The 23,147-nt window shown below is 48.7% G+C and carries 20 protein-coding genes, 2 rRNA genes and 1 riboswitch (1 of these 23 cut by a window edge); of the genes, 3 read left to right on the top strand and 19 right to left on the bottom strand.

Annotation, left to right across the window (positions count from 1 at the left end):
- Positions 1 to 63: 63 nt before the first annotated feature.
- The 3 genes from purH to purM all read right to left on the bottom strand — a co-directional run bounded on the left by purH (position 64) and on the right by purM (position 3,396).
- Complete coding sequence (gene purH / locus ACYCSE_RS13240; protein ID WP_459698363.1) at positions 64 to 1,611, bottom strand: bifunctional phosphoribosylaminoimidazolecarboxamide formyltransferase/IMP cyclohydrolase; 1,548 nt, start codon at positions 1,609 to 1,611, stop codon at positions 64 to 66.
- Positions 1,612 to 1,741: 130 nt separating this feature from the next.
- Positions 1,742 to 2,356, bottom strand: a complete 615-nt coding sequence (gene purN / locus ACYCSE_RS13235; protein WP_069012413.1) for a phosphoribosylglycinamide formyltransferase — start codon at positions 2,354 to 2,356, stop codon at positions 1,742 to 1,744.
- Complete coding sequence (gene purM / locus ACYCSE_RS13230) at positions 2,356 to 3,396, bottom strand: phosphoribosylformylglycinamidine cyclo-ligase (RefSeq protein WP_068938538.1); 1,041 nt, start codon at positions 3,394 to 3,396, stop codon at positions 2,356 to 2,358. The genes purN and purM overlap by 1 nt, the downstream gene beginning before the upstream one ends.
- Before the next feature lie 201 nt (positions 3,397 to 3,597).
- Here purM and ACYCSE_RS13225 point away from each other — a divergent pair, with 201 nt between their 5' ends.
- Complete coding sequence (locus ACYCSE_RS13225) at positions 3,598 to 3,774, top strand: hypothetical protein (RefSeq protein WP_459698362.1); 177 nt, start codon at positions 3,598 to 3,600, stop codon at positions 3,772 to 3,774.
- An 81-nt stretch (positions 3,775 to 3,855) separates the two neighbouring features.
- Here ACYCSE_RS13225 and ACYCSE_RS13220 read toward each other — a convergent pair whose 3' ends face one another.
- From ACYCSE_RS13220 to ACYCSE_RS13170, 11 genes are all read right to left on the bottom strand, one after another.
- Complete coding sequence (locus ACYCSE_RS13220; RefSeq protein ID WP_165179504.1) at positions 3,856 to 4,050, bottom strand: hypothetical protein; 195 nt, start codon at positions 4,048 to 4,050, stop codon at positions 3,856 to 3,858.
- Positions 4,051 to 4,109: 59 nt separating this feature from the next.
- Positions 4,110 to 5,591: an amidophosphoribosyltransferase gene (purF, locus tag ACYCSE_RS13215; RefSeq protein ID WP_023987052.1), complete on the bottom strand. Its 1,482-nt coding sequence runs from the start codon at positions 5,589 to 5,591 to the stop codon at positions 4,110 to 4,112.
- Positions 5,576 to 7,819, bottom strand: coding sequence for a phosphoribosylformylglycinamidine synthase subunit PurL (gene purL, locus ACYCSE_RS13210; protein ID WP_459698360.1), 2,244 nt, complete (start codon positions 7,817 to 7,819; stop codon positions 5,576 to 5,578). The genes purF and purL overlap by 16 nt, the downstream gene beginning before the upstream one ends.
- Entirely contained in the window at positions 7,797 to 8,486 is a 690-nt protein-coding gene (gene purQ / locus ACYCSE_RS13205) for a phosphoribosylformylglycinamidine synthase subunit PurQ (RefSeq protein ID WP_459698359.1), read from the bottom strand. Before purQ ends, purL begins: the two co-directional genes overlap by 23 nt.
- A 4-nt stretch (positions 8,487 to 8,490) precedes the next feature.
- Positions 8,491 to 8,736: a phosphoribosylformylglycinamidine synthase subunit PurS gene (gene purS, locus ACYCSE_RS13200; protein ID WP_013308797.1), complete on the bottom strand. Its 246-nt coding sequence runs from the start codon at positions 8,734 to 8,736 to the stop codon at positions 8,491 to 8,493.
- A 58-nt stretch (positions 8,737 to 8,794) separates the two neighbouring features.
- Complete coding sequence (locus ACYCSE_RS13195; RefSeq protein WP_025719826.1) at positions 8,795 to 9,676, bottom strand: phosphoribosylaminoimidazolesuccinocarboxamide synthase; 882 nt, start codon at positions 9,674 to 9,676, stop codon at positions 8,795 to 8,797.
- Between the two features lie 692 nt (positions 9,677 to 10,368).
- Positions 10,369 to 11,667 carry an adenylosuccinate lyase gene (purB, locus tag ACYCSE_RS13190; RefSeq protein WP_013308794.1) on the bottom strand — a complete coding sequence of 433 codons (1,299 nt, stop codon included), beginning with the start codon at positions 11,665 to 11,667 and terminating at the stop codon, positions 10,369 to 10,371.
- A 2-nt stretch (positions 11,668 to 11,669) separates the two neighbouring features.
- Positions 11,670 to 12,845 carry a 5-(carboxyamino)imidazole ribonucleotide synthase gene (purK, locus tag ACYCSE_RS13185; RefSeq protein WP_459702447.1) on the bottom strand — a complete coding sequence of 392 codons (1,176 nt, stop codon included), beginning with the start codon at positions 12,843 to 12,845 and terminating at the stop codon, positions 11,670 to 11,672.
- Positions 12,842 to 13,327, bottom strand: a complete 486-nt coding sequence (gene purE, locus ACYCSE_RS13180) for a 5-(carboxyamino)imidazole ribonucleotide mutase (RefSeq protein WP_013308792.1) — start codon at positions 13,325 to 13,327, stop codon at positions 12,842 to 12,844. The genes purK and purE overlap by 4 nt, the downstream gene beginning before the upstream one ends.
- Before the next feature lie 148 nt (positions 13,328 to 13,475).
- A riboswitch (purine riboswitch) is annotated at positions 13,476 to 13,577 on the bottom strand.
- A 350-nt stretch (positions 13,578 to 13,927) separates the two neighbouring features.
- A complete protein-coding gene (locus ACYCSE_RS13175) occupies positions 13,928 to 14,362 on the bottom strand; it encodes a universal stress protein (protein WP_061832065.1) in 435 nt (144 codons plus the stop codon).
- Positions 14,363 to 14,507: 145 nt separating this feature from the next.
- Positions 14,508 to 14,771, bottom strand: a complete 264-nt coding sequence (locus ACYCSE_RS13170) for a DUF1294 domain-containing protein (RefSeq protein ID WP_025719814.1) — start codon at positions 14,769 to 14,771, stop codon at positions 14,508 to 14,510.
- Positions 14,772 to 14,965: 194 nt separating this feature from the next.
- Between ACYCSE_RS13170 and ACYCSE_RS13165 the strand changes: the two genes are divergently transcribed.
- Both ACYCSE_RS13165 and ACYCSE_RS13160 read left to right on the top strand, forming a co-directional pair.
- Entirely contained in the window at positions 14,966 to 15,094 is a 129-nt protein-coding gene (locus ACYCSE_RS13165; protein WP_081112528.1) for a DUF4023 family protein, read from the top strand.
- A 351-nt stretch (positions 15,095 to 15,445) separates the two neighbouring features.
- Positions 15,446 to 16,612 carry a type II asparaginase gene (locus ACYCSE_RS13160; RefSeq protein ID WP_459702446.1) on the top strand — a complete coding sequence of 389 codons (1,167 nt, stop codon included), beginning with the start codon at positions 15,446 to 15,448 and terminating at the stop codon, positions 16,610 to 16,612.
- A 181-nt stretch (positions 16,613 to 16,793) separates the two neighbouring features.
- On the opposite strand, the gene ACYCSE_RS13155 is transcribed toward ACYCSE_RS13160, so the two are convergent.
- From ACYCSE_RS13155 to ACYCSE_RS13135, 5 genes are all read right to left on the bottom strand, one after another.
- Complete coding sequence (locus ACYCSE_RS13155; RefSeq protein ID WP_459702445.1) at positions 16,794 to 16,931, bottom strand: hypothetical protein; 138 nt, start codon at positions 16,929 to 16,931, stop codon at positions 16,794 to 16,796.
- Positions 16,932 to 17,040: 109 nt separating this feature from the next.
- Positions 17,041 to 19,176, bottom strand: coding sequence for a DNA topoisomerase III (locus ACYCSE_RS13150; protein ID WP_459702444.1), 2,136 nt, complete (start codon positions 19,174 to 19,176; stop codon positions 17,041 to 17,043).
- Between the two features lie 129 nt (positions 19,177 to 19,305).
- Positions 19,306 to 20,298: a ketoacyl-ACP synthase III gene (locus ACYCSE_RS13145; RefSeq protein WP_069012421.1), complete on the bottom strand. Its 993-nt coding sequence runs from the start codon at positions 20,296 to 20,298 to the stop codon at positions 19,306 to 19,308.
- 215 nt (positions 20,299 to 20,513) lie between these two features.
- Positions 20,514 to 20,630 (bottom strand): 5S ribosomal RNA (rrf, locus tag ACYCSE_RS13140).
- Between the two features lie 77 nt (positions 20,631 to 20,707).
- A 23S ribosomal RNA gene (locus ACYCSE_RS13135) occupies positions 20,708 to 23,147 on the bottom strand (it continues 489 nt past the right edge of the window).

Raw genomic sequence — 23,147 nt, 5'->3', positions numbered from 1 at the left:
TTCCTCCCGCTCCCATTAAGATTGTTCAGGTGAAAATGCTGCTGCATCCTCAACTCATACAAGTTAGTGCTTGAAATGACGTACGCCTGTAAAGACCATGGCAATGCCGTATTCGTTAGCAACCTTGATGGACTCTTCGTCTTTGATGGAGCCGCCCGGCTGAATAACTGCTGTGATGCCTGCTTTAGCTGCCAACTCCAACGTATCGCCCATCGGGAAAAATGCATCGGATGCCAGTACGGCACCTTTTGCTTTGTCACCGGCCTGCTCGATAGCAATCTTGGCCGCACCGACACGGTTCATTTGTCCTGCGCCTACGCCAATGGTCATATTATCTGCCGCCAGTACGATGGCGTTGGATTTCACATGCTTAACCACTTTCCAGCTAAACAAAAGCTGTTTCAGTTCTTCCTCGGATGGTGCCCGCTCCGTTACAACTGTAAGTGCATCCGAGTCTACAGCGTGAATGTCATTTAGCTGAACGACCATACCACCTTCAATGGAAGTCACGACGAAACGGCTCTCTGCCTGTTCAGATCGGGAAAGCTCACCCAGATCAAGCAAACGAATATTTTTCTTTTTCGTTAAAATCTCCAATGCTTCTTTCGTAAAGCCCGGTGCCAGTACAATTTCCAAAAAGATCTCACTCAGCTTATTCGCTGTATCACCATCAATAATCCGGTTAGCCGCTACGATGCCACCGAAAATCGAGGTTGGATCAGCTGCATACGCCTTGCTGTACGCTTCATAAATACTTCCGCCAATTCCCACACCACAAGGATTCATATGCTTAACTGCTACTACTGTAGGTTCGCTGAATTCTTTGACGATTTGCAAAGCGGCATTAGCATCATTGATGTTATTGTAAGACAGCTCTTTGCCGTGAAGTTGTTTCGCTGTTGTCAGTGTACCCTTTGCCGCCAATGGCTCACGGTAAAATGCCGCCTGCTGATGCGGATTTTCGCCATAACGCAAATCCTGAATTTTTTCATAGGTTACAGTGTAACGCTCAGGCAACGGCTCGCCTGTCACATTCGACAAATAATCGGATATCAAAGCGTCGTATGACGCCGTATGACGGAAAACTTTTGCGGCCAAACGCTTACGGGTATTCAGTTCCGTATCGCCATCCTTACGGATTTCCTCCAACACTGTGCTATAGTCATCAGCATCGACTACCACACTTACAAAAGCATGATTTTTTGCCGCAGAACGAAGCATCGTTGGACCGCCGATGTCGATATTTTCAATCGCGTCCTCATAAGTTACACCGGGTTTGGCGATCGTTTCCGCAAAAGGATACAAATTCACAACGACCAGATCAATATAACCCAATCCAAGTTCTTTCATCTGACGCTGATGCTCTTCATTATCCCGAACAGCCAGCAAGCCGCTGTGTACCGCAGGGTGGAGTGTTTTAACACGTCCATCCATAATTTCTGGAAAACCCGTTACCTCTGAAATGCCGATGACAGGAATGCCCTCCTTCGACAACAAGCTGCTCGTTCCCCCTGTCGAAACGATCTCCACACCCAATTTGGACAACTCGCGGCAAAATTCCACGACCCCTCGCTTATCCGATACGCTGACGAGCGCTCTTTTAATACTCACCCTGTCTCCTCCTTTAGCTCTTTCAGAATTTTGCAAAATTCTCTTTTATCATTTTATTTCCCGAGAAATATCGGAAAATGCCTGTACAGCATCCTTGATATGACAATGATATGACAAATTACAATCATTCTTAGAGAAGTGAAATCACTTTGCGACCATTTAATTGGATTTTACCTTGGGCCAATTTGCCAACTACCTCTGGATATAGCTGACGTTCCACGGATTGAATGGCTGCGGATAAGGATTCCGCTGTATCATGGTCGTCAACTTCCACGACACGCTGGGCAATAATGGCTCCCGTGTCCATGCCCCCGTCCACAAAATGAACGGTGACGCCACTTACCTTGACCCCATAGGTCAATGCCTGTCCAACAGCATCTTTCCCTGGAAATGCCGGAAGTAGTGACGGATGAATATTAATGATTTTTCCGGCGTAGGCATCGACCATGACGCTGGATAGCAAACGCATGTAGCCAGCTAACACGATGAGATCAATCGATTTCTGCTCCAGTAAAGCCACCAATTCACGCTCATAGTCTTCTCGAGAAGGATATTCCTTGGGTCGAAAAGTATGACACGCAATTCCGGCTTTCTGTGCTCTAGCTACGGCAGGAGCCGCAGGCTTGTCACAGATGAGCAGTTCTACCGAGGCCCCGCCCAGTTCTCCTCGCGCAGCCGCATCCACCAATGACTGAAAATTCGTCCCTTCACCTGATGCAAAAACAGCAATCCGGTACTCGTTCATTACACCTCTGCTCCCGTAAAGGTCACGATAGAACTGCCTTCCGTTACTTTTCCGATCACATATGCGGCTTCGCCCTGTTCCTTCAGAACTTCCAGTGCAGTCTGTGCATGCTCTTCGCCTACAACGATTACCATCCCAATTCCCATATTAAAGGTTGTGAACATGTCTTTGTTGGAGATTGCGCCTTTTTCCTGCATGAGCTGGAAGATTGGCAAAATCGGCCAAGTGCCGTATTCTATATCCACATTGACGTGATCCGGTAACACTCTAGGGATATTTTCAATAAAACCGCCACCTGTGATATGCGCCATGCCTTTTACTTTTACCTTGTCCAGCAATGCCAAAACGGATTTCACGTAAATTTTCGTCGGCTCCAGCAGTACATCGCCCAGTTTGCCGTTCAAGCCTTCGATTTCTTCATGCAAATCATAGCCCTGCTGTTCCAATAACAGCTTGCGCACCAGGGAGAAGCCGTTACTGTGAACTCCACTGGAGGCCAGTCCGATCACTGTATCTCCGGGAGCAATGGAGCTACCGTTGATAATTTTGCTTTTATCTACAATCCCTACCGTGAATCCGGCAATATCATATTCACCCTCGCTATACATCCCTGGCATTTCTGCGGTTTCACCGCCGACCAGCGCACAGCCCGATTGGTGACAGCCCTCGGCAATACCGGCTACAATCGCTTCAATTTTCTCAGGCACAACCTTGTCACAGGCGAGGTAATCGAGAAAAAAGAGTGGCTCCGCGCCTCCGACGACAATGTCGTTTACACACATCGCAACCGCGTCAATACCAATGGTGTCATGACGATCCATTGCGAAAGCAAGCTTCAGCTTCGTGCCGACACCATCGGTACCGGAAACGAGTACAGGCTCCTCGTACTTATCCTTATTCAGGCCGAACAACGCACCGAATCCGCCCAAGTCCGTCAGCACTTCGGGACGGAAGGTACGTTTAACGTGCTTTTTCATCCGTTCTACTGCTTCATTACCGGCAGCGATATCTACCCCTGCGTTTTTGTATGCTTCGGACATTCATGAACACTCCTTCAAATGATTGACCCTCCTAAGTCCTCCCTAATAGGGAGGACTCCATGGGGCTGCTCCCCCTGGACCCCTCAAGAATCGGTCAGATGTGTAGGGTTGGGTGCTACTTGGTGGTTGGTTCGTGCTGTGAGTCGCGTGTTGTCCTTGTGAATTGCGGGTCATTCCCGCAATTCACAAGGACACGCTTTGGTGCGTGGCCGCCTTCACGGCGGCGGGCACGTCCCGGGCTGTTTGCTTCGCAAAGGCGGGGACGTGCCAGGCAAAGAAGTGAACGGCGCCTACGAGCGGCTCACTTCTTTGTCCTTTGAGGCAGGCACCTTCGCCTTGCCTGCTGTTGAGCTTCGCTTCGCTGGCTCAACCTTATAAGAGCAGGGTGACTTTTTATGAGTCACCGCTCCGTTAAAAACTCATGGCATGAAATAGTTATGCCATGAGTTTTTAACGACCTTACCTATCCTCTTCCCGGTGGGAACCAAAGAGGTACAGGCACTGCTGCAAAATGCTGCACATCTGAGGAACGGAGCGGGTGGAAGGATTCTGGAGAAGCGAAGCGTTCGCCTTTGCCGCTGGATTCCAACCCTCTAAGGGGTTATTCCAATCCAGGAATCCAGCGGCAACAGCGATCGGAAGAACCTTCCACACGCGGAGTGCCCCCTCAGAACCACCATCACTTGCTCATGCACCTCTTTTGTTCCCTTTTCTCAACAACTACATCCGAACTTTTCTTCACCTTTGAAATCTACCTGAGTCGGGTAATCATTATCAAAACAAGCTAGGCACAAGCCGCCTTTGTAATCCTGTTCGTTATATCCACCTACAGCGGCAATCAAACCCTCGGCGCTCATAAAGTAAAGCGAATCGGCGTTAATTTCCTCACGAATTTCCTCGACGGTTTTGGATGAAGCAATCAGCTCCCGGCGATCCGGCGTGTCGATGCCATAGAAGCACGGGTTTTTGAAAGGCGGCGAGGTAATACGTACATGTACCTCCAACGCGCCCGCATCACGCAGCATATTCACGATTCGGCGGGATGTAGTGCCCCGAACGATAGAATCGTCGATCATAATGACTCGTTTACCTTCAACAACACGTCGTACAGCGCTCAGCTTCATTTTCACACCCTGCTCGCGTAGCTCCTGACTCGGCTGAATGAAGGTACGTCCAGTGTATTTATTTTTAATCATACCCAGCTCATAAGGAATACCTGTCTGCTCAGCATAACCAATCGCAGCCGAAATACTGGAATCCGGCACTCCTGTCACCAGATCCGCATCGACAAAAGCTTCCAGCGCCATCTGGCTACCCATTCTTTTGCGCGCAGCATGAAGATTGGAACCATTCAAATCACTGTCAGGACGGGCAAAATAAATATATTCCATCGCGCACAGTGCTTTACGATGCTTACCTTCACTGTAACGGTCTTCGTGCAGACCATTTTTGTCCAACACCAACAGTTCACCCGGCTCGATATCGCGCAACAGCTCTGCCCCAATCGTTTCCAAAGCACAGGTTTCAGAAGCAAACAAATATGCATCACCTAATCTGCCCATCGTCAACGGACGCAAGCCATTGGGATCAGAGGCGACCAGCAATTTATCGTTGGTCATAATCAGAAAGGCAAATCCGCCGACAATACGCTTCAATGCATCTTTCGCGGCCTCCACTAAATCCTTGGATGATCGTGCGATCAAATGCGCCACTACTTCTGTATCGCTGGTCGTTTGAAAAATAGACCCGCCCTGCTCCAGCTCATGCCGGATTTGCAAAGCATTCACAATATTCCCGTTCGTAGCTACCGCTAGATCGCCATCACGATACTTGAACACCAAAGGCTGTGCATTCGTTAGCTTACTGTCTCCACTTGTCGAGTAGCGCACATGTCCTATGGCAATATCGCCTGTCAGCGAAGCCATCAAATCTTTATTGAATACTTCTTTTACAAGCCCCATTCCACGATGATAATGAAACTCGTCGCCACTGCTCACACAGATGCCTGCACTTTCCTCTCCGCGATGCTGGAGTGCATGCAATCCGTAATATGCTAGGGAAGCGGCATCGGAGTGCCTATACACTCCAAACACGCCGCATTCCTCTTTTAATTTATCAAACAGCCCCTCTTTACCAGAGCCTTCATTATAATAATCTCCAGTCCACAACGTCCGTGCTGTTATTTCATCAGACATGGAATGACATCCTCCCAGATTTGCTTCAAACTGGCGACTGCCTCGTTCAAAGCGGGTTGTCCGTTCACCTCAACTGTCAATTGTGATCCTTCAACTTTTCCTAATACAGTAACTGGCACTTCCAAACCACGCAGATGTGCTTCCAGAGCAGACGCTTTATCCGGCGATGCAGATAACAAAATACGGGATTGGCTTTCGCTAAACAAAGCATGGTCAGGACGCAAAGTCGTTTCTACGTTGACCTGTGCTCCTAATCCGCCGCTAATCCCAGATTCCGCAAGCGCTACAGCCAATCCGCCCTCTGCCAAATCATGCGCAGATTGTACCAATCCGCCCTGAATCGCTCCCAGTACCGCAGTCAGCAGTTTTTTCTCTACGTTCAAATCCAGCTCAGGAGGGCGTCCCTCGGATACACCGTGTACGACAGCTTGGAACTCACTGCCTCCCAGCTCAGCCTTCGTTTCCCCCACCAGAAAAATCACATCGCCTTCGGCTTTGAAGCCTTGTGTCGTAATATGATCTGTATCATGCACCAAACCTACCATACCGACAACAGGCGTCGGATAGATGGAGCCTTTAGCATTTTCATTGTACAAGCTGACATTGCCCCCGATGACAGGTGTATCCAGTACACGGCAAGCTTCTGCCATACCGTCCACGGCTTTTTCCATTTGCCAGAAAATGTCCGGCTTTTCAGGGTTACCGAAGTTCAGGTTATCCGTAATTGCCAACGGCTCGCCGCCGGAGCATACAATGTTACGCGCTGCTTCGCTGACTGCAATCCGTCCGCCTACCTCTGGATCAAGGTATACATAACGTCCGTTACAATCTGTCGTCATGGCGAGTCCCTTACGAGTTCCGCGCACAGTCACTACAGCTGCATCCGATCCCGGACGAACGGCTGTACTCGTGCGAACCATGTAGTCATACTGCTCGTATACCCATTTCTTACTGGCTACACTTGGTGATGACAGCACCTTTTTCAACGCACCGTTCAAATCCGTCACTTCTGCATAACGAAGTGTGTCAATAGCAGCATTTTGCTCATAATAAGCAGGGACTTCGGAAGGCTTGTCATAAATCGGACACTCGTCAACCAGCGCCGTCACTGGCATATCTCCGACCACTTCATTGTGATGGAACAAACGCAAACGACCGTCATCCGTCACTTTACCGACCTTTGCACAAATAACACCCCAGCGCTCGAAAATTTCCAGTGCCTGTGCTTCATCCTTAGGCTCTACTACGAACAGCATCCGTTCCTGTGATTCAGACAGCATCATTTCATAAGGTGTCATGCCCTCTTCACGCTGCGGTACCTGATCCAGATACAGCTCCAGACCGTTGCCAGCCTTACTCGCCATCTCCGCGCTGGAGCAGGTAAGTCCCGCGGCACCCATATCTTGAATACCCAGCACAATACCGCTGTCGATCAATTCCAGACATGATTCCATAACCAGCTTCTCCATAAAAGGATCGCCTACTTGAACCGCAGTCCGGTTCGCTTCAGATTCCTCTGTCAGCTCAACCGATGCGAATGTCGCTCCGTGAATCCCATCACGACCTGTCGGCGGTCCCACGTAGAACACCGGGTTACCGACCCCTTTAGCAACACCACGCTGGATTTTATCATGGTCAATCAGTCCGACACACATTGCATTGACGAGCGGATTGCCTTCGTAGCTTTCATCAAATACAACCTCGCCACCTACAGTCGGAATACCGATACAGTTCCCGTATCCCGCAATACCAGATACCACATGCTCGAACAAATATTTCACACGGTCGCTCTCCAGCTTGCCAAAACGCAGAGAGTTCAACACCGCAACTGGTCTTGCACCCATGGAGAAAATATCACGGATGATACCGCCTACCCCAGTCGCTGCCCCTTGAAAAGGCTCCACAGCGGATGGATGGTTATGACTTTCGATTTTAAATACAACCGCTTGGTTGTCACCGATATCTACAATGCCTGCGCCCTCGCCGGGTCCCATCAGAACTCGCGGACCGCTCGTTGGAAAACGACGCAACAACGGCTTGGAGTTTTTGTAAGCACAATGCTCTGACCACATGACACTGAACACGCCTATCTCCGTATAATTGGGCTGACGTCCCATGAATTCACAGATCAACGCATATTCACTGTCCGATACACCCATCTGCTGATACAGTTTATGTTCGGCAACCTGCTCTGCCGTCGGTTCCTTAGCGGACACTTGCTGCGCCATGTCGATCCCTCCAAGCGTTCAAAATAGATGTAAACATACGTTTGCCATCATCCGTCCCGAGCAATGCGTTCACCGCGCGTTCCGGGTGGGGCATCATGCCCAGCACATTACCTTGCTCATTACAAATCCCTGCAATATCCGTCACGGAACCATTAGGATTATCTTTATACTTAAATACAATCTGATTGTTCGCCTGCAAACGAGCCAGCGTCTCATCATCACAGTAATAGTTGCCTTCGCCGTGGGCGATCGGAACAATGATCTCTTCACCAGCAGCATAGTCTCTTGTAAAAGGTGTTTGGTTATTCGCAACCTGCAACACCGTATCCCGGCATAGGAATTTCATCGACAGATTGCGGCGTAAAGCCCCTGGCAACAACCCGGCTTCGGTCAGAATTTGAAATCCGTTGCAAATCCCTAAAATATATTTGCCCTCGGCAGCCGCTTTGGCAACTTCCTTCATCACCGGAGCAAACCGGGAAATCGCACCGCAACGCAGGTAATCCCCGTAGGAGAAGCCTCCTGGAACAAGAATACAATCATAAGGCGACAAATCCGTCGCAGTATGCCAAACATAATCGACAGGTTCACCGACCGTGTCCTCTACCGCCTTATAGCAGTCAATATCACAGTTGGAGCCCGGAAAAACCAGAACTGCAAATTTCATGGAATCAGCCCTCCAGTTCGTAGCGGTAGTCTTCAATGACCGTGTTGGCCAACAGCTTTTCGCACATCTCAATGATGCGCTTTTCAGCACTCTCGCGGTCTGTTGTATCCAGATTCAATTCCATATACTTACCAATTCTGACGCTGTCCACTTCTCCGAAACCCATAGAATGTAGTGCGCCTTGCACCGCAACCCCCTGCGGGTCCAAAACGCTTTGCTTAATCGTGACATAGACTGTTGCTTTCATCATGTTCCTTCAGTTCCTCCTCCGAATGAGTGAATCCTATTGGTTGAATTATGATTACTATTTACTGTGCCGTCAGACGCCGCCAAATATCCGTATATCTTGCAGTTGTTTCTTCTACGACCTCAGCAGGCAATGGATCGGGCTTGCTATTCTTGTCCCAACCGGATGATGCCAAATAGCTTCGTACCGGCTCCTTGTCCATGCTGTCAATCTCAACATCCAGCTCATACTTTTCCTGCGCCCAAAAACGGGATGAATCTGGAGTGAAAATCTCGTCAATCAAAATCACCTTACCGTTAACAAGACCAAACTCAAACTTGCAATCGGCTAAAATAATCCCCCGCTTCTCGCAGAATGCACGTGCAAATTCATACAACGCCAAGCTCTTTTCTTCAAGCTCACCTGTTAGTTCAACCCCGACCAGTTCTTTCATTTGGTGAAGGGAAATGTCCTCGTCGTGTCCAACATCATTTTTTGCAGCCGGTGTAAATAATGGCTTGGGAAAGCGCTCGTTTTTACGCAGCCCCTCTGGCAATGGAATGCCGTTCACCTCACCGTTCTGCTCATACTGACGCCAGCCGCCTCCGGTAATATATCCGCGCACCACACACTCAATGTCGATGCGTTCAGCCTTCAGCGTGACCATGATCCGGTCCTTCAGCAACTCTTTATTCTGTTCGTCGATCACATGCCCGAGCTTGTTCACATCAGTGTGCACGACATGGTTTTCCAACAAGTCTTTCGTCTGCTCAAACCAGAAAGCGCTGAGCTTATTCAGCACATTCCCCTTTTCGGGCACGGGTGGCTCTAACACATAATCAAAAGCCGAAATTCGGTCTGTCACCACAATCAGAAAATGCTCTCCGAGATCATACAGTTCACGCACCTTGCCTTTATACAAGAGCGGCGCATGGATCAGACCTTCGGCAGTAGACAATGACATTTCATTACACCTCTTTCAAAAGAGTATTCCCCCTCCTAAATCCTCCCCTCGGGGAGGACCCCCAGGGCTGCTGCCCTCGGGACTCCCGCAAGGGTTGGCTGGTGAGCGGGTTGGGGTGGTCTATTTTGTAACTACGGTGGAGTGAGCGCGTTTCGCTGGATAAAGGCTTGTTGGTACAAGCCCTCATCCAGCAACGCTTTTACGTTGGTACAAAAAACGTTTTTACGTGCATGTCGCCGCAATACCATTCGGCCCGTGGCCGTAGCACGGCATGCCGTGCAGCGAGCATTCTGGCTTCGCCCTGTTGTGCACATGTGCTACGCTGCGCACGGATACGGTGGCTCAAGGCTTCGCTTCTTGAGCCTGCGCGTTCTCGGGAGGGCAGCGGGCTGTTTGCTGCGCAAATTCGGCAGCCCTCACGAGAACGTGGCCTGCGATAGAAAGCAGTGGAACACGCTTTTCCATCGCCTTTGGGGAGGTGCGGCATCTTATGTGCCGCACCTTCCCATAGTTCTGCTCCCACATGAGGGTTGATGCTGGGTGCAGCGGAGCGGACGGAATCGTTCTGGAGAAGCGTCAGCGCTTGCCTTTGCCTCTGGATTCCAACCAATATCTGGTCTTATACAATGGCAACAGCAATTGGAAGAATGATCCGTTCGCGCAGCGGCCTCACCACGCAGCAACCTTCCCTCCTACTCCCCTAATCCCAGCTTTTTGAAGATCGTATCCACGTTCTTCAGATGCCAGGCTGGGTTGAACGCATCCTCGATTTCGTCTGCGCTGAGCACGGCCGTAATTTCCGGGGTCGCCTCGACGATTTCGCGGAACTGGCGTTGTTCTTCCCACGCCTGCATAGCACGCGGCTGCACGGTATCGTAGGCTTTTTCACGACTAAAGCCTTTGTCGATCAGCTTCGTCATAATACGGCCGGAGAATGGTACACCATACGTACGTGCCATATTGCGCTTCATATTTTCAGGGAAGACCGTCAGATTTTTTACGATATTGCCAAAACGGTTCAGCATGTAGTTCAACAGCATTGTTGCATCCGGCAGGATAATACGTTCCACAGAAGAATGCGAGATGTCGCGTTCATGCCACAGGGTTACGTTCTCATACGCAGATACCATATGCCCACGAATCACACGCGCCAGACCGGAGATGTTTTCACTGCCGATCGGATTGCGTTTATGCGGCATCGCGGAAGAACCTTTTTGACCTTTGGCAAAAGCTTCTTCCACCTCACGGAACTCACTCTTTTGCAGAGCACGAACTTCTGTAGCAAATTTGTCCAGCGATGTGGCGATCAACGCTAATGTTGCCATGTATTCGGCATGACGGTCGCGCTGAAGCGTCTGTGTAGAAATTGGTGCAGGCTTGGTGCCCAGCTTGCGGCATACAAATTCTTCTACAGCCGGGTCAATGTTGGCATATGTCCCAACTGCACCGGACATTTTACCGTATTGTACTTGGTCAGCCGCAAAACGAAAGCGTTCCAGATTGCGCTTCATTTCCTCGTACCACAATCCCATCTTCAGTCCGAATGTGGTCGGCTCGGCATGCACTCCATGTGTACGTCCCATCATCGGTGTATGCTTGTAAGCCAATGCCTTTTCCTTCAAAATTTCAATAAAATTCAAGATATCGCGCTCCAGGATTTCATTCGCCTGCTTTAACAGGTAGCCCAGTGCCGTATCAACTACATCTGTGGAGGTCAAGCCATAATGTACCCATTTGCGCTCGTCTCCAAGACTTTCGGATACCGTGCGGGTAAAAGCAATGACATCATGTCTTGTCTCCTGCTCAATTTCATAGATCCGTTCAATATCAAAACTTGCATTCTTACGCAGAGCCACAGTATCCTCTTTTGGAATAACCCCTAATTCCGCCCAAGCTTCACAGGCACACAGCTCTACTTCCAGCCACGCTTTAAATTTATTTTCTTCCGTCCAAATCGCTCTCATTTCCGGTCTGCTATAGCGTTCGATCATGACTATTTATTCCCCCAAATATTGGTTTGTTCAATCCATTCCAGCGCTTGTTCCGCATCCTGGCACAATAGATTAATATGTCCCATCTTTCGGCCTGGCTTGGCTTCACTTTTTCCATACAAATGCAGCTTGGGTACAACATCCAATCTTTCAGCTTCAACATCCGATTGCGCAAACCGCCGAACCACATCCTCCAAATGCTCACCTAGCACATTGACCATCACAACGGAAGTCAGCAGCTTCGTGCTGCCCAAGGGTAAACCGCAAATCGCACGTATGTGCTGCTCGAATTGCGACGTCGCGCACCCCTCCATCGTGTAATGACCAGAGTTATGCGGTCGTGGTGCTAACTCATTAACGTACAATTGTCCGTCTTCGGTGACAAACATCTCCACAGCGAGCAGTCCCACCGCACCCAGCGACTCTGCCACAGCCAGCGCCAACTTGCGTGCTTCCTCCTGGACAGGCTCTGGCACACGTGCAGGCACAATTGACGTGTGCAAAATATTGTTCACGTGAATGTTTTCGGCAGGTGGAAAGGCTTTGGCTTCACCGTTCGTGCTGCGAGCTACAATCACCGAGATTTCGCAGCGAAAACGAATGAACTGTTCCAATACCAGTTCCGCACCGCCTCCTGCCAGTTGTTCGTAGGCAGCCGTGGCTTGCTCCGGTTGGCGAATGACCACTTGTCCCTTGCCATCATAACCACCGACTGCTGTCTTGAGCACACACGGTACACCCAGTTCAGCTACCGCTTGAACCATATCCGCAGAACTACTGATTTCACGATACGGAGCGACAGGGACACCAGCAGCTTCAATAGAACGCTTTTCTCTCAGACGATGCTGTGTTGTGTACAAAAGACTACTACCTTGCGGTACGTTGGATTCCTGTTCCAAAAGCGCAGCCACACCTGCGTCCACATTTTCAAACTCATACGTGATCACATCGCACCGCTCAGCCAGCTCTCTGGCCGCATACTCATCATCATAGGCAGCGCGGATTTGTTCTGACACCTGTCCACAAGGGCTATCCGGTGCAGGGTCCAGTGTCACAAAGCGATATCCTAGATTGGTTCCGGCCAGTACAAGCATTCTTCCTAATTGCCCGCCTCCTAAAAGTCCAATCGTTGTACCAGGAGGTCGGATACGGCCTGCGGATTCACATGCCCCATTCATAGCGAGTCACTGCCTTCCAGCACCTCATCACGAATACGGTCGCGTCTCGCCAAAACCCGCTGGCTTATCTTTTCGTCAAAAGCGCCTAATATTTGTGCTGCCAGCAGCCCTGCATTTGTAGCGCCTGCCTTACCAATTGCCACAGTGGCAACCGGAATACCACCCGGCATCTGCACAATGGAGAGCAGGGAGTCCAGACCGTTCAGAGCCTTCGACTGAACAGGCACACCAATGACCGGCAATGCTGTCTTCGCAGCCACCATTCCTGGCAGATGCGCAGCCCCACCCGCTCCAGCAATAATGACCTTTAGTCCACGCCCAGCGGCCTCTTCTGCAAAACGAAACATTAAATCCGGTGTACGATGGGCTGAAACTACTTTTTTCTCATATCCGATTTCAAGCTCGTCCAGCACAGCACATGCATGCTGCATGGTGTCCCAGTCTGATGTGCTGCCCATAATGACAGCGACCTGCACTGACATGTCCTTCACTCCCTGTTTATCAATAAGCGCCAAAAATCCGGCACTCGAAAATAACGTTATTTTCAAGACACCGGACTACGAAAAAACAAACGACAGAGCCTCTTAAAGGCATGCCAAAAGCAAGCCTCTTCCACCGCATCCAATGCGGCTTCAGCCGTATGTCTCCCGTAGTCCGGAAATTTAAGGTTTCCAGGTAGAAACTTCCGGGCCATATCCCCGGCATTATACGAGTTAGCATTGTGCCTATTCCATCCCAATCGATATTCTTTACAAGTATGATCGTGGTTTGTTTCGGCTCAAACATGTGTACCTTATTAAATTGCACCTTAAGTTCATTTTTTATCGAAAATACACTTCCTAGTTTAACAATTCCCTACACCTTATGTCAACTTGAAAACGAACATTAGAATAATCATACAATAGAATGTTCGTGTTTAGTGAAATCAGTACCCTTATATACCCACAGGTCAGGACTATTGTATTATATTTAGCTATCGCTCCCCTCCCTGATAACAGCGACCGCAACGCATCCCACTGAAAAAAAATAAAAGTCGGCACTCCCTATACAGGCAGTAAACCGACTTTTACTTTTTTATTCAGTTATTTTACGACCAGCACAGGAATGCGCGCATGCTGCACCACATTGTGACTCACGCTACCTAATACAAATTCACGAATACCGCCCAAGCCGCGGCTGCCGATCACAATCGCATCGAAGCCATTCTCATTGGCATAATCCAAAATGACTTCGGCTGGAGAACCTTGAATCAGTTCCACCTTGGCATCTACACCCTGCTCAGCAAGTCGTTTTTTAACTTCATCCGTAGTTTGTTCGGCCAAATCGTAATATTCTTTATTTATTGAAGCCGGAATTGGAGCCAAACCTTCGCCCATAAAGATCCGAGGAAAATCGAATGCCGTTACCACCTCAAGCTTCGAGGACGGTGATGCCTTGACCAATTCAGCCGCCTTTAACAAAGCCTTGTTGGATGCATCCGAACCGTCATAAGCAAGCAATACTTTTGAAAATATCATAATATGCACCTCTTCCTCATTCAGTTTATTGATTCAAAACCTGAAATATGTATTTCTGTGGTTGTTCATTCCATGTCACCGGATGGCTGGAATAGTCTTCTCACTCATCATTAAACTTCCCTATGAGAACCTAAACTCCTCCCCTTTACCGTAAAAAATACCCATACAGCAATGCGTTCATGAATAGCAACGCAGGAATACCTAGTCTGAAGCTCATATGCCGTGTTTTATGGCGTTTACGGTACATGGCAATTAGAACGCCTAATGCTCCCCCGATCAGGGCCAGGAAAAACAACGTCCGTTCAGGTACACGATCACGATGTTTACGTGCTCTCTTTTTATCCTCCGACATTACCAGATAGCCTACTGCATTGATAAACAGCAGCCATACCAACAAGCCTGTCTGCAATGTCTCTCCTCCTTTTGCACACCGTACCAAGTTCAGGTATTAGGCCTTATATAGCGCTCTCCCCCTCATTATAACCCCACCCCTTTTACAGAAACAACGCCTCTTCTGACTTGGATAGCGCTTTTGCGGAAATAGTAAGGTGGCATAAGGGCGATCCCCGAGTGCATCTATTTCGTCTTAAAGGAGGAACTGCGATGGAAAGCACCCATGAATACGTTGAAAAGCTGCGAGAAAATGCAAAAAAGGCAGAACGCAACCGTAAACGAGGAAAAGGAACTCCCAGCGCCAGCTTGCCGACAAAACAGCATTCCAACAATCCTTGATCAACGAATCTGCATTAAGCTGTATAGCCGCGTTATTAACCTAAAGTATCAACTTAACCCTGCAGCCTTTTATGCGAATTGATTACGGGGTAAACTCTATTGTTTAGCTTCCACAATAACAGCAAGCAGACTCCTTATGAGATATCTGCTTGTTGTTTTGTTTTGCAAATGTCTTTTTTGAAATCGATTACATTTATAATAAATAAGTTCTAAAGTCATATTTCCTAACATAAGTGTTGACTAAAAGTAATTTTACACCCTATAATTCGTGATATTAACGTAATTCGACAAAATATTTGTCAGTTAATCTATCATTTATATTTGAGGTTTAAGATTGGAGAGGAGCTTTATATGACTAACATGAAAAAAATGACGATGATTCCCCTGTTGGCTAGCTTTATTCTCGGTAGTACCTTATGGAGTGGTGGATTTACCGCCAACGCTGCGGCTGCGGCAGCAGCTACAACCAGCACAACTGCACCTGCTTCTACCACTACAACGTCGGACAAATCCGAAAATCCTCAAACCAATCATTTACCCAATATTAAAATACTTGCCACAGGAGGGACCATCGCAGGATCATCTTCCGTCAATACGGATACAACCGGCTACAAAGCAGGCGCGTTGGGTGTGGAAACTCTGATCAATGCCGTTCCTGAGATGAAAAGTATTGCAAATGTCAGTGGTGAGCAAGTTGTTAATGTAGGTAGCCCCGACGTTAATAATGAGATCCTCTTAAAACTTGCCAAACGCACCAATGAACTGCTTGTCAGAGACGATGTAGATGGCATTGTCATTACACATGGTACAGATACATTAGAAGAAACAGCTTATTTCCTCAATCTTGTTATCAAAAGCGATAAGCCAGTAGTTGTCGTTGGCTCTATGCGTCCAGCTACTGCCATCAGTGCTGATGGTCCCTTCAACCTTTATAATGCAGTGAAAGTCGCTGGGGCTTCGGCCTCTAAAGGTCAGGGTGTACTCGTCCTGTTGAACGACCGTATCGGTGCAGCAAGATACATCACCAAAACGAACACAACAGCAGTCGATACGTTCAAGTCTGTGGAGCAGGGATACCTTGGAGCTGTTGTGGGCGATCAAGTGTACTACTACAACAAATCCACACACAAGCATACGACTTCTTCTGTATTTGACATCTCTAACCTGACTGAACTGCCACAAGTAGATATTTTATACGAATATCAAAACAATGGTCGCTATCTGTATGATGCAGCCGTAGCAGCTGGTGCCAAGGGAATTGTCGTAGCTGGTTCCGGTAATGGCTCCTTGTCCAAGACCTCCTCAGAAGGCGCAGAGGCCGCTGGTAAAAAAGGAGTGATCATTGCCCGCTCCAGCCGCGTGGGAAGTGGAGTGGTGTCCCCGTCAACAAAAGACGCGGCATCGAACTTTGTATCGACCGATTCGCTTAATCCGCAAAAAGCACGGATTTTGCTCATGCTTGCTTTGACCCAAACACACGATGTTAACCAAATTCAATCTTTTTTTAATGAATACTAAAAGTAGTTATCTCAAATCAAATAAATCAACATTCTATTATGAAAAAGAAGCAGCGATTACGGTTAACCACCGTAACTGCTGCTTCTTTTTTTTGCGAGACAGGTCTAGCATAGTAACTACTTCATCTGACGTCCAATCGTCTTGGTTCTATAAAGTAATTCGTTGTCCCTCCCACGCAGCATCAAGACTCCTGTTTGGGAATCCCATTCAAGCTTGGAGGATATTTCGCTTGCTTCTCTGGATGAGCTGCAATTTCCTCCTCCAGTATGCTTGATTTATTTTGCTGATTATTGATTTTAAGCGGTTTATGTTTGGGCATAAATACTCACCTCCTCGGCTTACCATGCCAAGGAGTGATCGTTTTTATACCGACGTATACCTGCTGATTATGTTGACTGTAGCACTTTTGGTCATCCGTTATTTGCCTGCTATTTGCCCTGCTTTTGTTCCATCGCTGCTTTAAGCAAATCACCCAAACTGGATCCAAAAGATTCCTGCTTTTCAAATTGTCTTACTAGCTTTTGCTGTTCCCGTTTGTTTACCCGTTGCTTGTCCTTATCCAACGTCTCGGTAATGCCACAGGGCAGGCATCTTACATACAATCCTGCTTTGCCCTCTTTCATTTCCATTTTCTTATGACACTGCGGGCAACGTCGATTGGACAAACGTTTTTCCCCTGAACGACGGTAACCGCAATCCGCACTTGGACATACAAGGAACTTGCCTTTCTTGCCCTTCTTCTCCAATAGCTTTGTACCACAATCTGGACAATGACTATTCGTCACATTATGGGGCTTGTACTCCGCATTGCTATTTTTCACAGTGGAAACCAGCTCTTTCGCCATAGCACGAATAGAATTCAAAAACGGTTCCGGTTGTCCTTGACCACGAGCAATCCGTTCTAGCTCCGCTTCCCAACGTGCCGTCAATTCGGGCGTTCGAAGCTGTGGAGCCGCCAGTTCAATCAGTTGCTTACCTTTCCCGGTTGGATGCATCACGTTCCCCTGACGCTCAATCGTATCCGAGCTGACAAGCTTCTCAATCAGATCGGCACGGGTAGCAGGAGTACCCAGTCCATGTTTTTCCATCTGAGCGAGCAGGGCAGCTTCTGTATACCGCTTCGGCGGCATTGTTCGCCCAGCTCGTACAAGACAACGCTGTAACCGGACAGATTCTCCTTTTTGCAGCTCAGGTAAAATAACGCCTCGTCCATTGTTTTCCCGATCCTCTGCTTCTTCATCATCCATATCATAATGGTTCGCGTCATATACAGCACGCCATCCGCTATCTTTTACCGTTGTACCTTTTACCTGAAACGTCTCCTGCTCCACCGTTACTGATACGGCTACAGCATCATAACGTGCAGGTGGATAGAATAAACTGATAAAACGTCGTGCAATCAGATCATACAGCTTACGTTCCTCAGGGCTCAACTGATTAAGCAATAATGTCTGCTCAGTAGGAATAATCGCATGATGATCCGTGACTTTACTGTCATCCACAATTCGCTTTGTTATTGGTAGGTTGTTACGCAATAGCGGACGTGCCAAGGAAGCATACGGACCTACTGCTACACTACTGAGCCTTTCCTTAAGTGTGTCCACCATATCGGATGTCAGATAACGACTGTCTGTACGTGGATACGTCACCAGCTTATGCTGCTCATACAGACGCTGAAGCAGATTAGACGTCTGTTTAGCCGAAAATCCATAGCGCTGATTAGCATCTCTTTGCAGTTCCGTTAGATCATACGCTAGCGGATGAGGCTCGTTCTTTTCGCTCTTTTTAACACTGGCAACTGTGCCTTTGGCCCCCTCAAGTCTGCGGCGCAAAGCCTCTGCTTGAGTGCGGTCAAACATGCGTGAATCCCTGCTTTCTGCCCGCCAAGTTGCCTGAAAATCGCCAAAATCCGCCGTCAGAGTATCATATTCCTGAGAACGGAATTCGGTAATTTCCTTCTCACGCTCCATAATCATCCCCAGCGTTGGTGTCTGCACTCTTCCAGCCGAAAGTTGGGCGTTATAACGACAAGTCAACGCGCGAGTTACATTGAGACCAATCATCCAGTCTGCTTCAGCTCTGCAGCGAGCCGATTCATATAAACGATCAAACTGCTGACCAGGCAATAGCTTTGCGAAACCTGCCTTAATCGCCTTGTCCGTCTGCGAGGAGATCCATAAGCGCCGGAAGGGCTTTTTCCAGTTTGCCATTTGGATGATCCAGCGTGCCAACAATTCTCCTTCGCGGGCAGCATCGGTTGCCACGATAAGCTCTCCAATGTCCTGCCGCTTCATGAGCTGCTGCACAGCTTTGAACTGATGATTACTTTCGCGCAGCACCTTTAACTTTGAACTCTTCGGAAGAATAGGCAAGTCCTCCAAATTCCAGGTCGCATACTTAGAATCGTAATCCTCTGGCTCTGCTAAGCCGACCAAATGTCCCAGTGCCCACGTCACCACGTACTGGGGTCCTTCTATATAACTTTTATGCTTCTCGCGGCTACCCATCACACGTGCAATCTCTCTGGCCACGGACGGTTTTTCTGCCAATACCAATACCTTCATGTTACGCTCCTTTCTCTCATAGTGTTAATTATACCATCCTGCCAACTTACGATAAATTCTAATGCCAACGGCTCTTATTAACATGATCGTACATACTAGTGCTATTGCTTCTCCATGGGTTAGGATAACTTACAAATCAGGCACACTCCATTTTAATAGCAGACCCGCATAGGTGAGGCCTCCCCCAAATCCATATAACAACACATGTTGTCCATACCGTAAACGTCCATCATCCAAACCACACTGCAAAGCCAACGGGATGGATGCCGCCGATGTATTACCATACAATTCTACGCTTGTCAGCGTTTTTTCCAAAGGTACTGTACTTCTTTCACATATGGACTCGATCATTCTCAAATTAGCGCTATGAGGTACAAACCAATCAAGATCCTCCTTCTTCATATTTGCCTTATCCAATAATCGTTCGATTCCCGTTGGAACAGAGCGAACAGCCCATTTATAAACCTCTCGTCCATTTTGAGCAATAAATCCATGGTCTTGCAGCTTCTCTCCATCCAAATGATCAGATAATCCCACACGGTAAAGATGTGCTCCCCCTTGCCCATAGGTACCTATATCTGAAGTTAAAAATGATCCTTCATCCTCGTCATATTCTACAAGTGCAACCCCTGCACCATCTCCAAAAAGTATACACGTCGTCCGGTCCGTATAATCTGTAATTTTGGACAACGTTTCGGCTCCCACTACCAGCACCTTACGATGCAGACCACTCGTAATAAGGCCATTTGCCAAATGAAGTCCATAGGAAAAACCTGCACATGCTGCACTAACATCTATTGACCCTGTGTTTGGAATATCAAAATGAGCCTGAATACGTGAAGCCGTGCTTGGAAAGTAGTAATCAGGTGTACTCGTCGCTACAATGATCATCTCAACATCGTTTATATTTACGTCATACAGGTTAATCATACGAGTAATAGCTTGTATACATAAATCAGATACATATTGATCTTCAGCCGCAATGCGTCTTTCATGCATACCCGTTCTCTGTACAATCCACTCGTTACTCGTATCCACAAGCTTCTCCAAGTCAGCGTTCGTCAAAATCCGTTCAGGTACATAAGTGCCAAAGGCCGTAAGCTTAGCTTTTGAATTCAACAATCTGATCACTCTCCTTTGTAATCCTTATTCACATTATAACACCAGATACTAATACCTGGTACTAAATTATTTTAAAACCGTCTTCTTATTTATTAGTTAATATCCACTTATCCAGTTGAACTTATAACAAACTCACTTTAAATAAAATCCCACTGTCTTTTAACGCAAAAAAAGAGACCAAGATCTTCAGAAGATCATGGTCTCTCTTGCTTGTTGCTTGGCGACGTCCTACTCTCCCAGGACCCTGCGGTCCAAGTACCATCGGCGCTGGAGGGCTTAACGGTCGTGTTCGGGATGGGTACGTGTGGAACCCCTCCGCTATCGCCACCAAACATGAATTTACATCGTAAATTCTACATTCAAGGTTACACCCTGAAAACTGGATCCGAAACTCATTTGCGTTTTATTTTAGGATAAGCCCTCGACCGATTAGTATTGGTCAGCTCCATGCATTACTGCACTTCCACCCCCAACCTATCTACCTCGTCGTCTTCAAGGGGTCTTACTAATTGGGAAATCTCATCTTGAGGGGGGCTTCACGCTTAGATGCTTTCAGCGCTTATCCCTTCCGTACATAGCTACCCAGCGGTGCTCCTGGCGGAACAACTGGTACACCAGCGGTACGTCCATCCCGGTCCTCTCGTACTAAGGACAGCTCCTCTCAAATTTCCTACGCCCACGACAGATAGGGACCGAACTGTCTCACGACGTTCTGAACCCAGCTCGCGTACCGCTTTAATGGGCGAACAGCCCAACCCTTGGGACCTACTTCAGCCCCAGGATGCGATGAGCCGACATCGAGGTGCCAAACCTCCCCGTCGATGTGGACTCTTGGGGGAGATAAGCCTGTTATCCCCAGGGTAGCTTTTATCCGTTGAGCGATGGCCCTTCCATGCGGTACCACCGGATCACTAAGCCCGACTTTCGTCCCTGCTCGACTTGTAGGTCTCGCAGTCAAGCTCCCTTCTGCCTTTGCACTCTTCGAATGATTTCCAACCATTCTGAGGGAACCTTGGGGCGCCTCCGTTACTCTTTAGGAGGCGACCGCCCCAGTCAAACTGCCCACCTGACACTGTCCTCGCACCGGTTTACGGTACCAAGTTAGAACCTAGATACGATCAGGGTGGTATCCCAAGGATGCCTCCTCTCAAGCTGGCGCTCAAGATTCTACGGCTCCCACCTATCCTGTACAGATCGTACCCAAATTCAATATCAAGCTGCAGTAAAGCTCCATGGGGTCTTTCCGTCTTGTCGCGGGTAACCTGCATCTTCACAGGTATTAAAATTTCACCGGATCTCTCGTTGAGACAGCGCCCAAGTCGTTACGCCATTCGTGCGGGTCAGAATTTACCTGACAAGGAATTTCGCTACCTTAGGACCGTTATAGTTACGGCCGCCGTTTACTGGGGCTTCGGTTCATAGCTTCGCCCCGAAGGGCTTACCACTCCCCTTAACCTTCCAGCACCGGGCAGGCGTCAGCCCGTATACTTCGCCTTGCGGCTTCGCACAGACCTGTGTTTTTGCTAAACAGTCGCTTGGGCCTTTTCACTGCGGCCCCCTCGGGCTATTCACCCTACCGAGGCACCCCTTCTCCCGAAGTTACGGGGTCATTTTGCCGAGTTCCTTAACGAGAGTTCTTCCGCGCGCCTTAGAATTCTCTTCTCGCCTACCTGTGTCGGTTTGCGGTACGGGCACCTTCTCCTGGCTAGAGGCTTTTCTTGGCAGTCTGAGATCATGACCTTCGCTACTACAATTTTCGCTCCCCATCACAGCCCAGCCTTAACGATGTGCGGATTTGCCTACACATCAGCCTCACTGCTTAGACGGACATCCATCAGTCCGCGTCACTACCCTACTGCGTCACCCCATCGCTCATAACGGATTACGGTGGTACAGGAATTTCGACCTGTTGTCCTTCGACTACGCCTATCGGCCTCGCCTTAGGTCCCGACTTACCCTGAGCGGACGAACCTTCCTCAGGAACCCTTAGGCTTTCGGCGGATCTGATTCTCACAGATCTTTTCGTTACTCATACCGGCATTCTCACTTGAATGCAGTCCAGCGCTCCTTACGGTACACCTTCAATCCGCATTCAACGCTCCCCTACCCCTGATGCAAAGCATCAAGCCATAGCTTCGGTGGTGTGTTTAGCCCCGTTACATTTTCGGCGCAGAGTCACTCGACCAGTGAGCTATTACGCACTCTTTCAATGGTGGCTGCTTCTAAGCCAACATCCTGGTTGTCTGTGCAACTCCACATCCTTTCCCACTTAACACACACTTGGGGACCTTAGCTGATGGTCTGGGCTGTTTCCCTTTCGACAATGGATCTTAGCACTCACTGTCTGACTCCCGGAACTAAATCTATGGCATTCGGAGTTTGACTGAGCTTGGTAACCCTTGCGGGCCCCGCACCCAATCAGTGCTCTACCTCCACGATTCTTCTTTCCGAGGCTAGCCCTAAAGCTATTTCGGGGAGAACCAGCTATCTCCGGGTTCGATTGGAATTTCTCCGCTACCCCCACCTCATCCCCGCATTTTTCAACATGCGTGGGTTCGGGCCTCCAGTGCGTGTTACCGCACCTTCACCCTGGACAGGGGTAGATCACCCGGTTTCGGGTCTACGTCCACGTACTCATTCGCCCTATTCAGACTCGCTTTCGCTGCGGCTTCAGCTCTTCACCTTAACCTTGCACGGGAACGTAACTCGCCGGTTCATTCTACAAAAGGCACGCCATCACCCATAGATCGGGCTCTGACTTCTTGTAAGCACACGGTTTCAGGATCTATTTCACTCCCCTTCCGGGGTGCTTTTCACCTTTCCCTCACGGTACTGCTTCACTATCGGTC

The sequence above is a fragment of the Paenibacillus sp. SEL1 genome (genome assembly GCF_054602535.1).
The sequence above is the reverse complement of the archived record's forward strand: the minus strand, read 5'-3'. Positions and strand labels throughout refer to the sequence as shown.

Bases quoted from the DNA above. Each gene is read 5' to 3' on its own strand.
- purN (WP_069012413.1), bottom strand. From the start codon at position 2,356: ATGAACGAGTACCGGATTGCTGTTTTTGCATCAGGTGAAGGGACGAAT.
- purM (WP_068938538.1), bottom strand. From the start codon at position 3,396: ATGTCCGAAGCATACAAAAACGCAGGGGTAGATATCGCTGCCGGTAAT.
- purF (WP_023987052.1), bottom strand. From the start codon at position 5,591: ATGTCTGATGAAATAACAGCACGGACGTTGTGGACTGGAGATTATTAT.
- purL (WP_459698360.1), bottom strand. From the start codon at position 7,819: ATGGCGCAGCAAGTGTCCGCTAAGGAACCGACGGCAGAGCAGGTTGCC.
- purQ (WP_459698359.1), bottom strand. From the start codon at position 8,486: ATGAAATTTGCAGTTCTGGTTTTTCCGGGCTCCAACTGTGATATTGAC.
- purS (WP_013308797.1), bottom strand. From the start codon at position 8,736: ATGATGAAAGCAACAGTCTATGTCACGATTAAGCAAAGCGTTTTGGAC.
- ACYCSE_RS13195 (WP_025719826.1), bottom strand. From the start codon at position 9,676: ATGTCATTGTCTACTGCCGAAGGTCTGATCCATGCGCCGCTCTTGTAT.
- purB (WP_013308794.1), bottom strand. From the start codon at position 11,667: ATGATCGAACGCTATAGCAGACCGGAAATGAGAGCGATTTGGACGGAA.
- purK (WP_459702447.1), bottom strand. From the start codon at position 12,845: ATGAATGGGGCATGTGAATCCGCAGGCCGTATCCGACCTCCTGGTACA.
- purE (WP_013308792.1), bottom strand. From the start codon at position 13,327: ATGTCAGTGCAGGTCGCTGTCATTATGGGCAGCACATCAGACTGGGAC.
- ACYCSE_RS13175 (WP_061832065.1), bottom strand. From the start codon at position 14,362: ATGATATTTTCAAAAGTATTGCTTGCTTATGACGGTTCGGATGCATCC.
- ACYCSE_RS13165 (WP_081112528.1), top strand. From the start codon at position 14,966: ATGGAAAGCACCCATGAATACGTTGAAAAGCTGCGAGAAAATGCAAAA.
- ACYCSE_RS13160 (WP_459702446.1), top strand. From the start codon at position 15,446: ATGACTAACATGAAAAAAATGACGATGATTCCCCTGTTGGCTAGCTTT.
- ACYCSE_RS13155 (WP_459702445.1), bottom strand. From the start codon at position 16,931: ATGCCCAAACATAAACCGCTTAAAATCAATAATCAGCAAAATAAATCA.
- ACYCSE_RS13150 (WP_459702444.1), bottom strand. From the start codon at position 19,176: ATGAAGGTATTGGTATTGGCAGAAAAACCGTCCGTGGCCAGAGAGATT.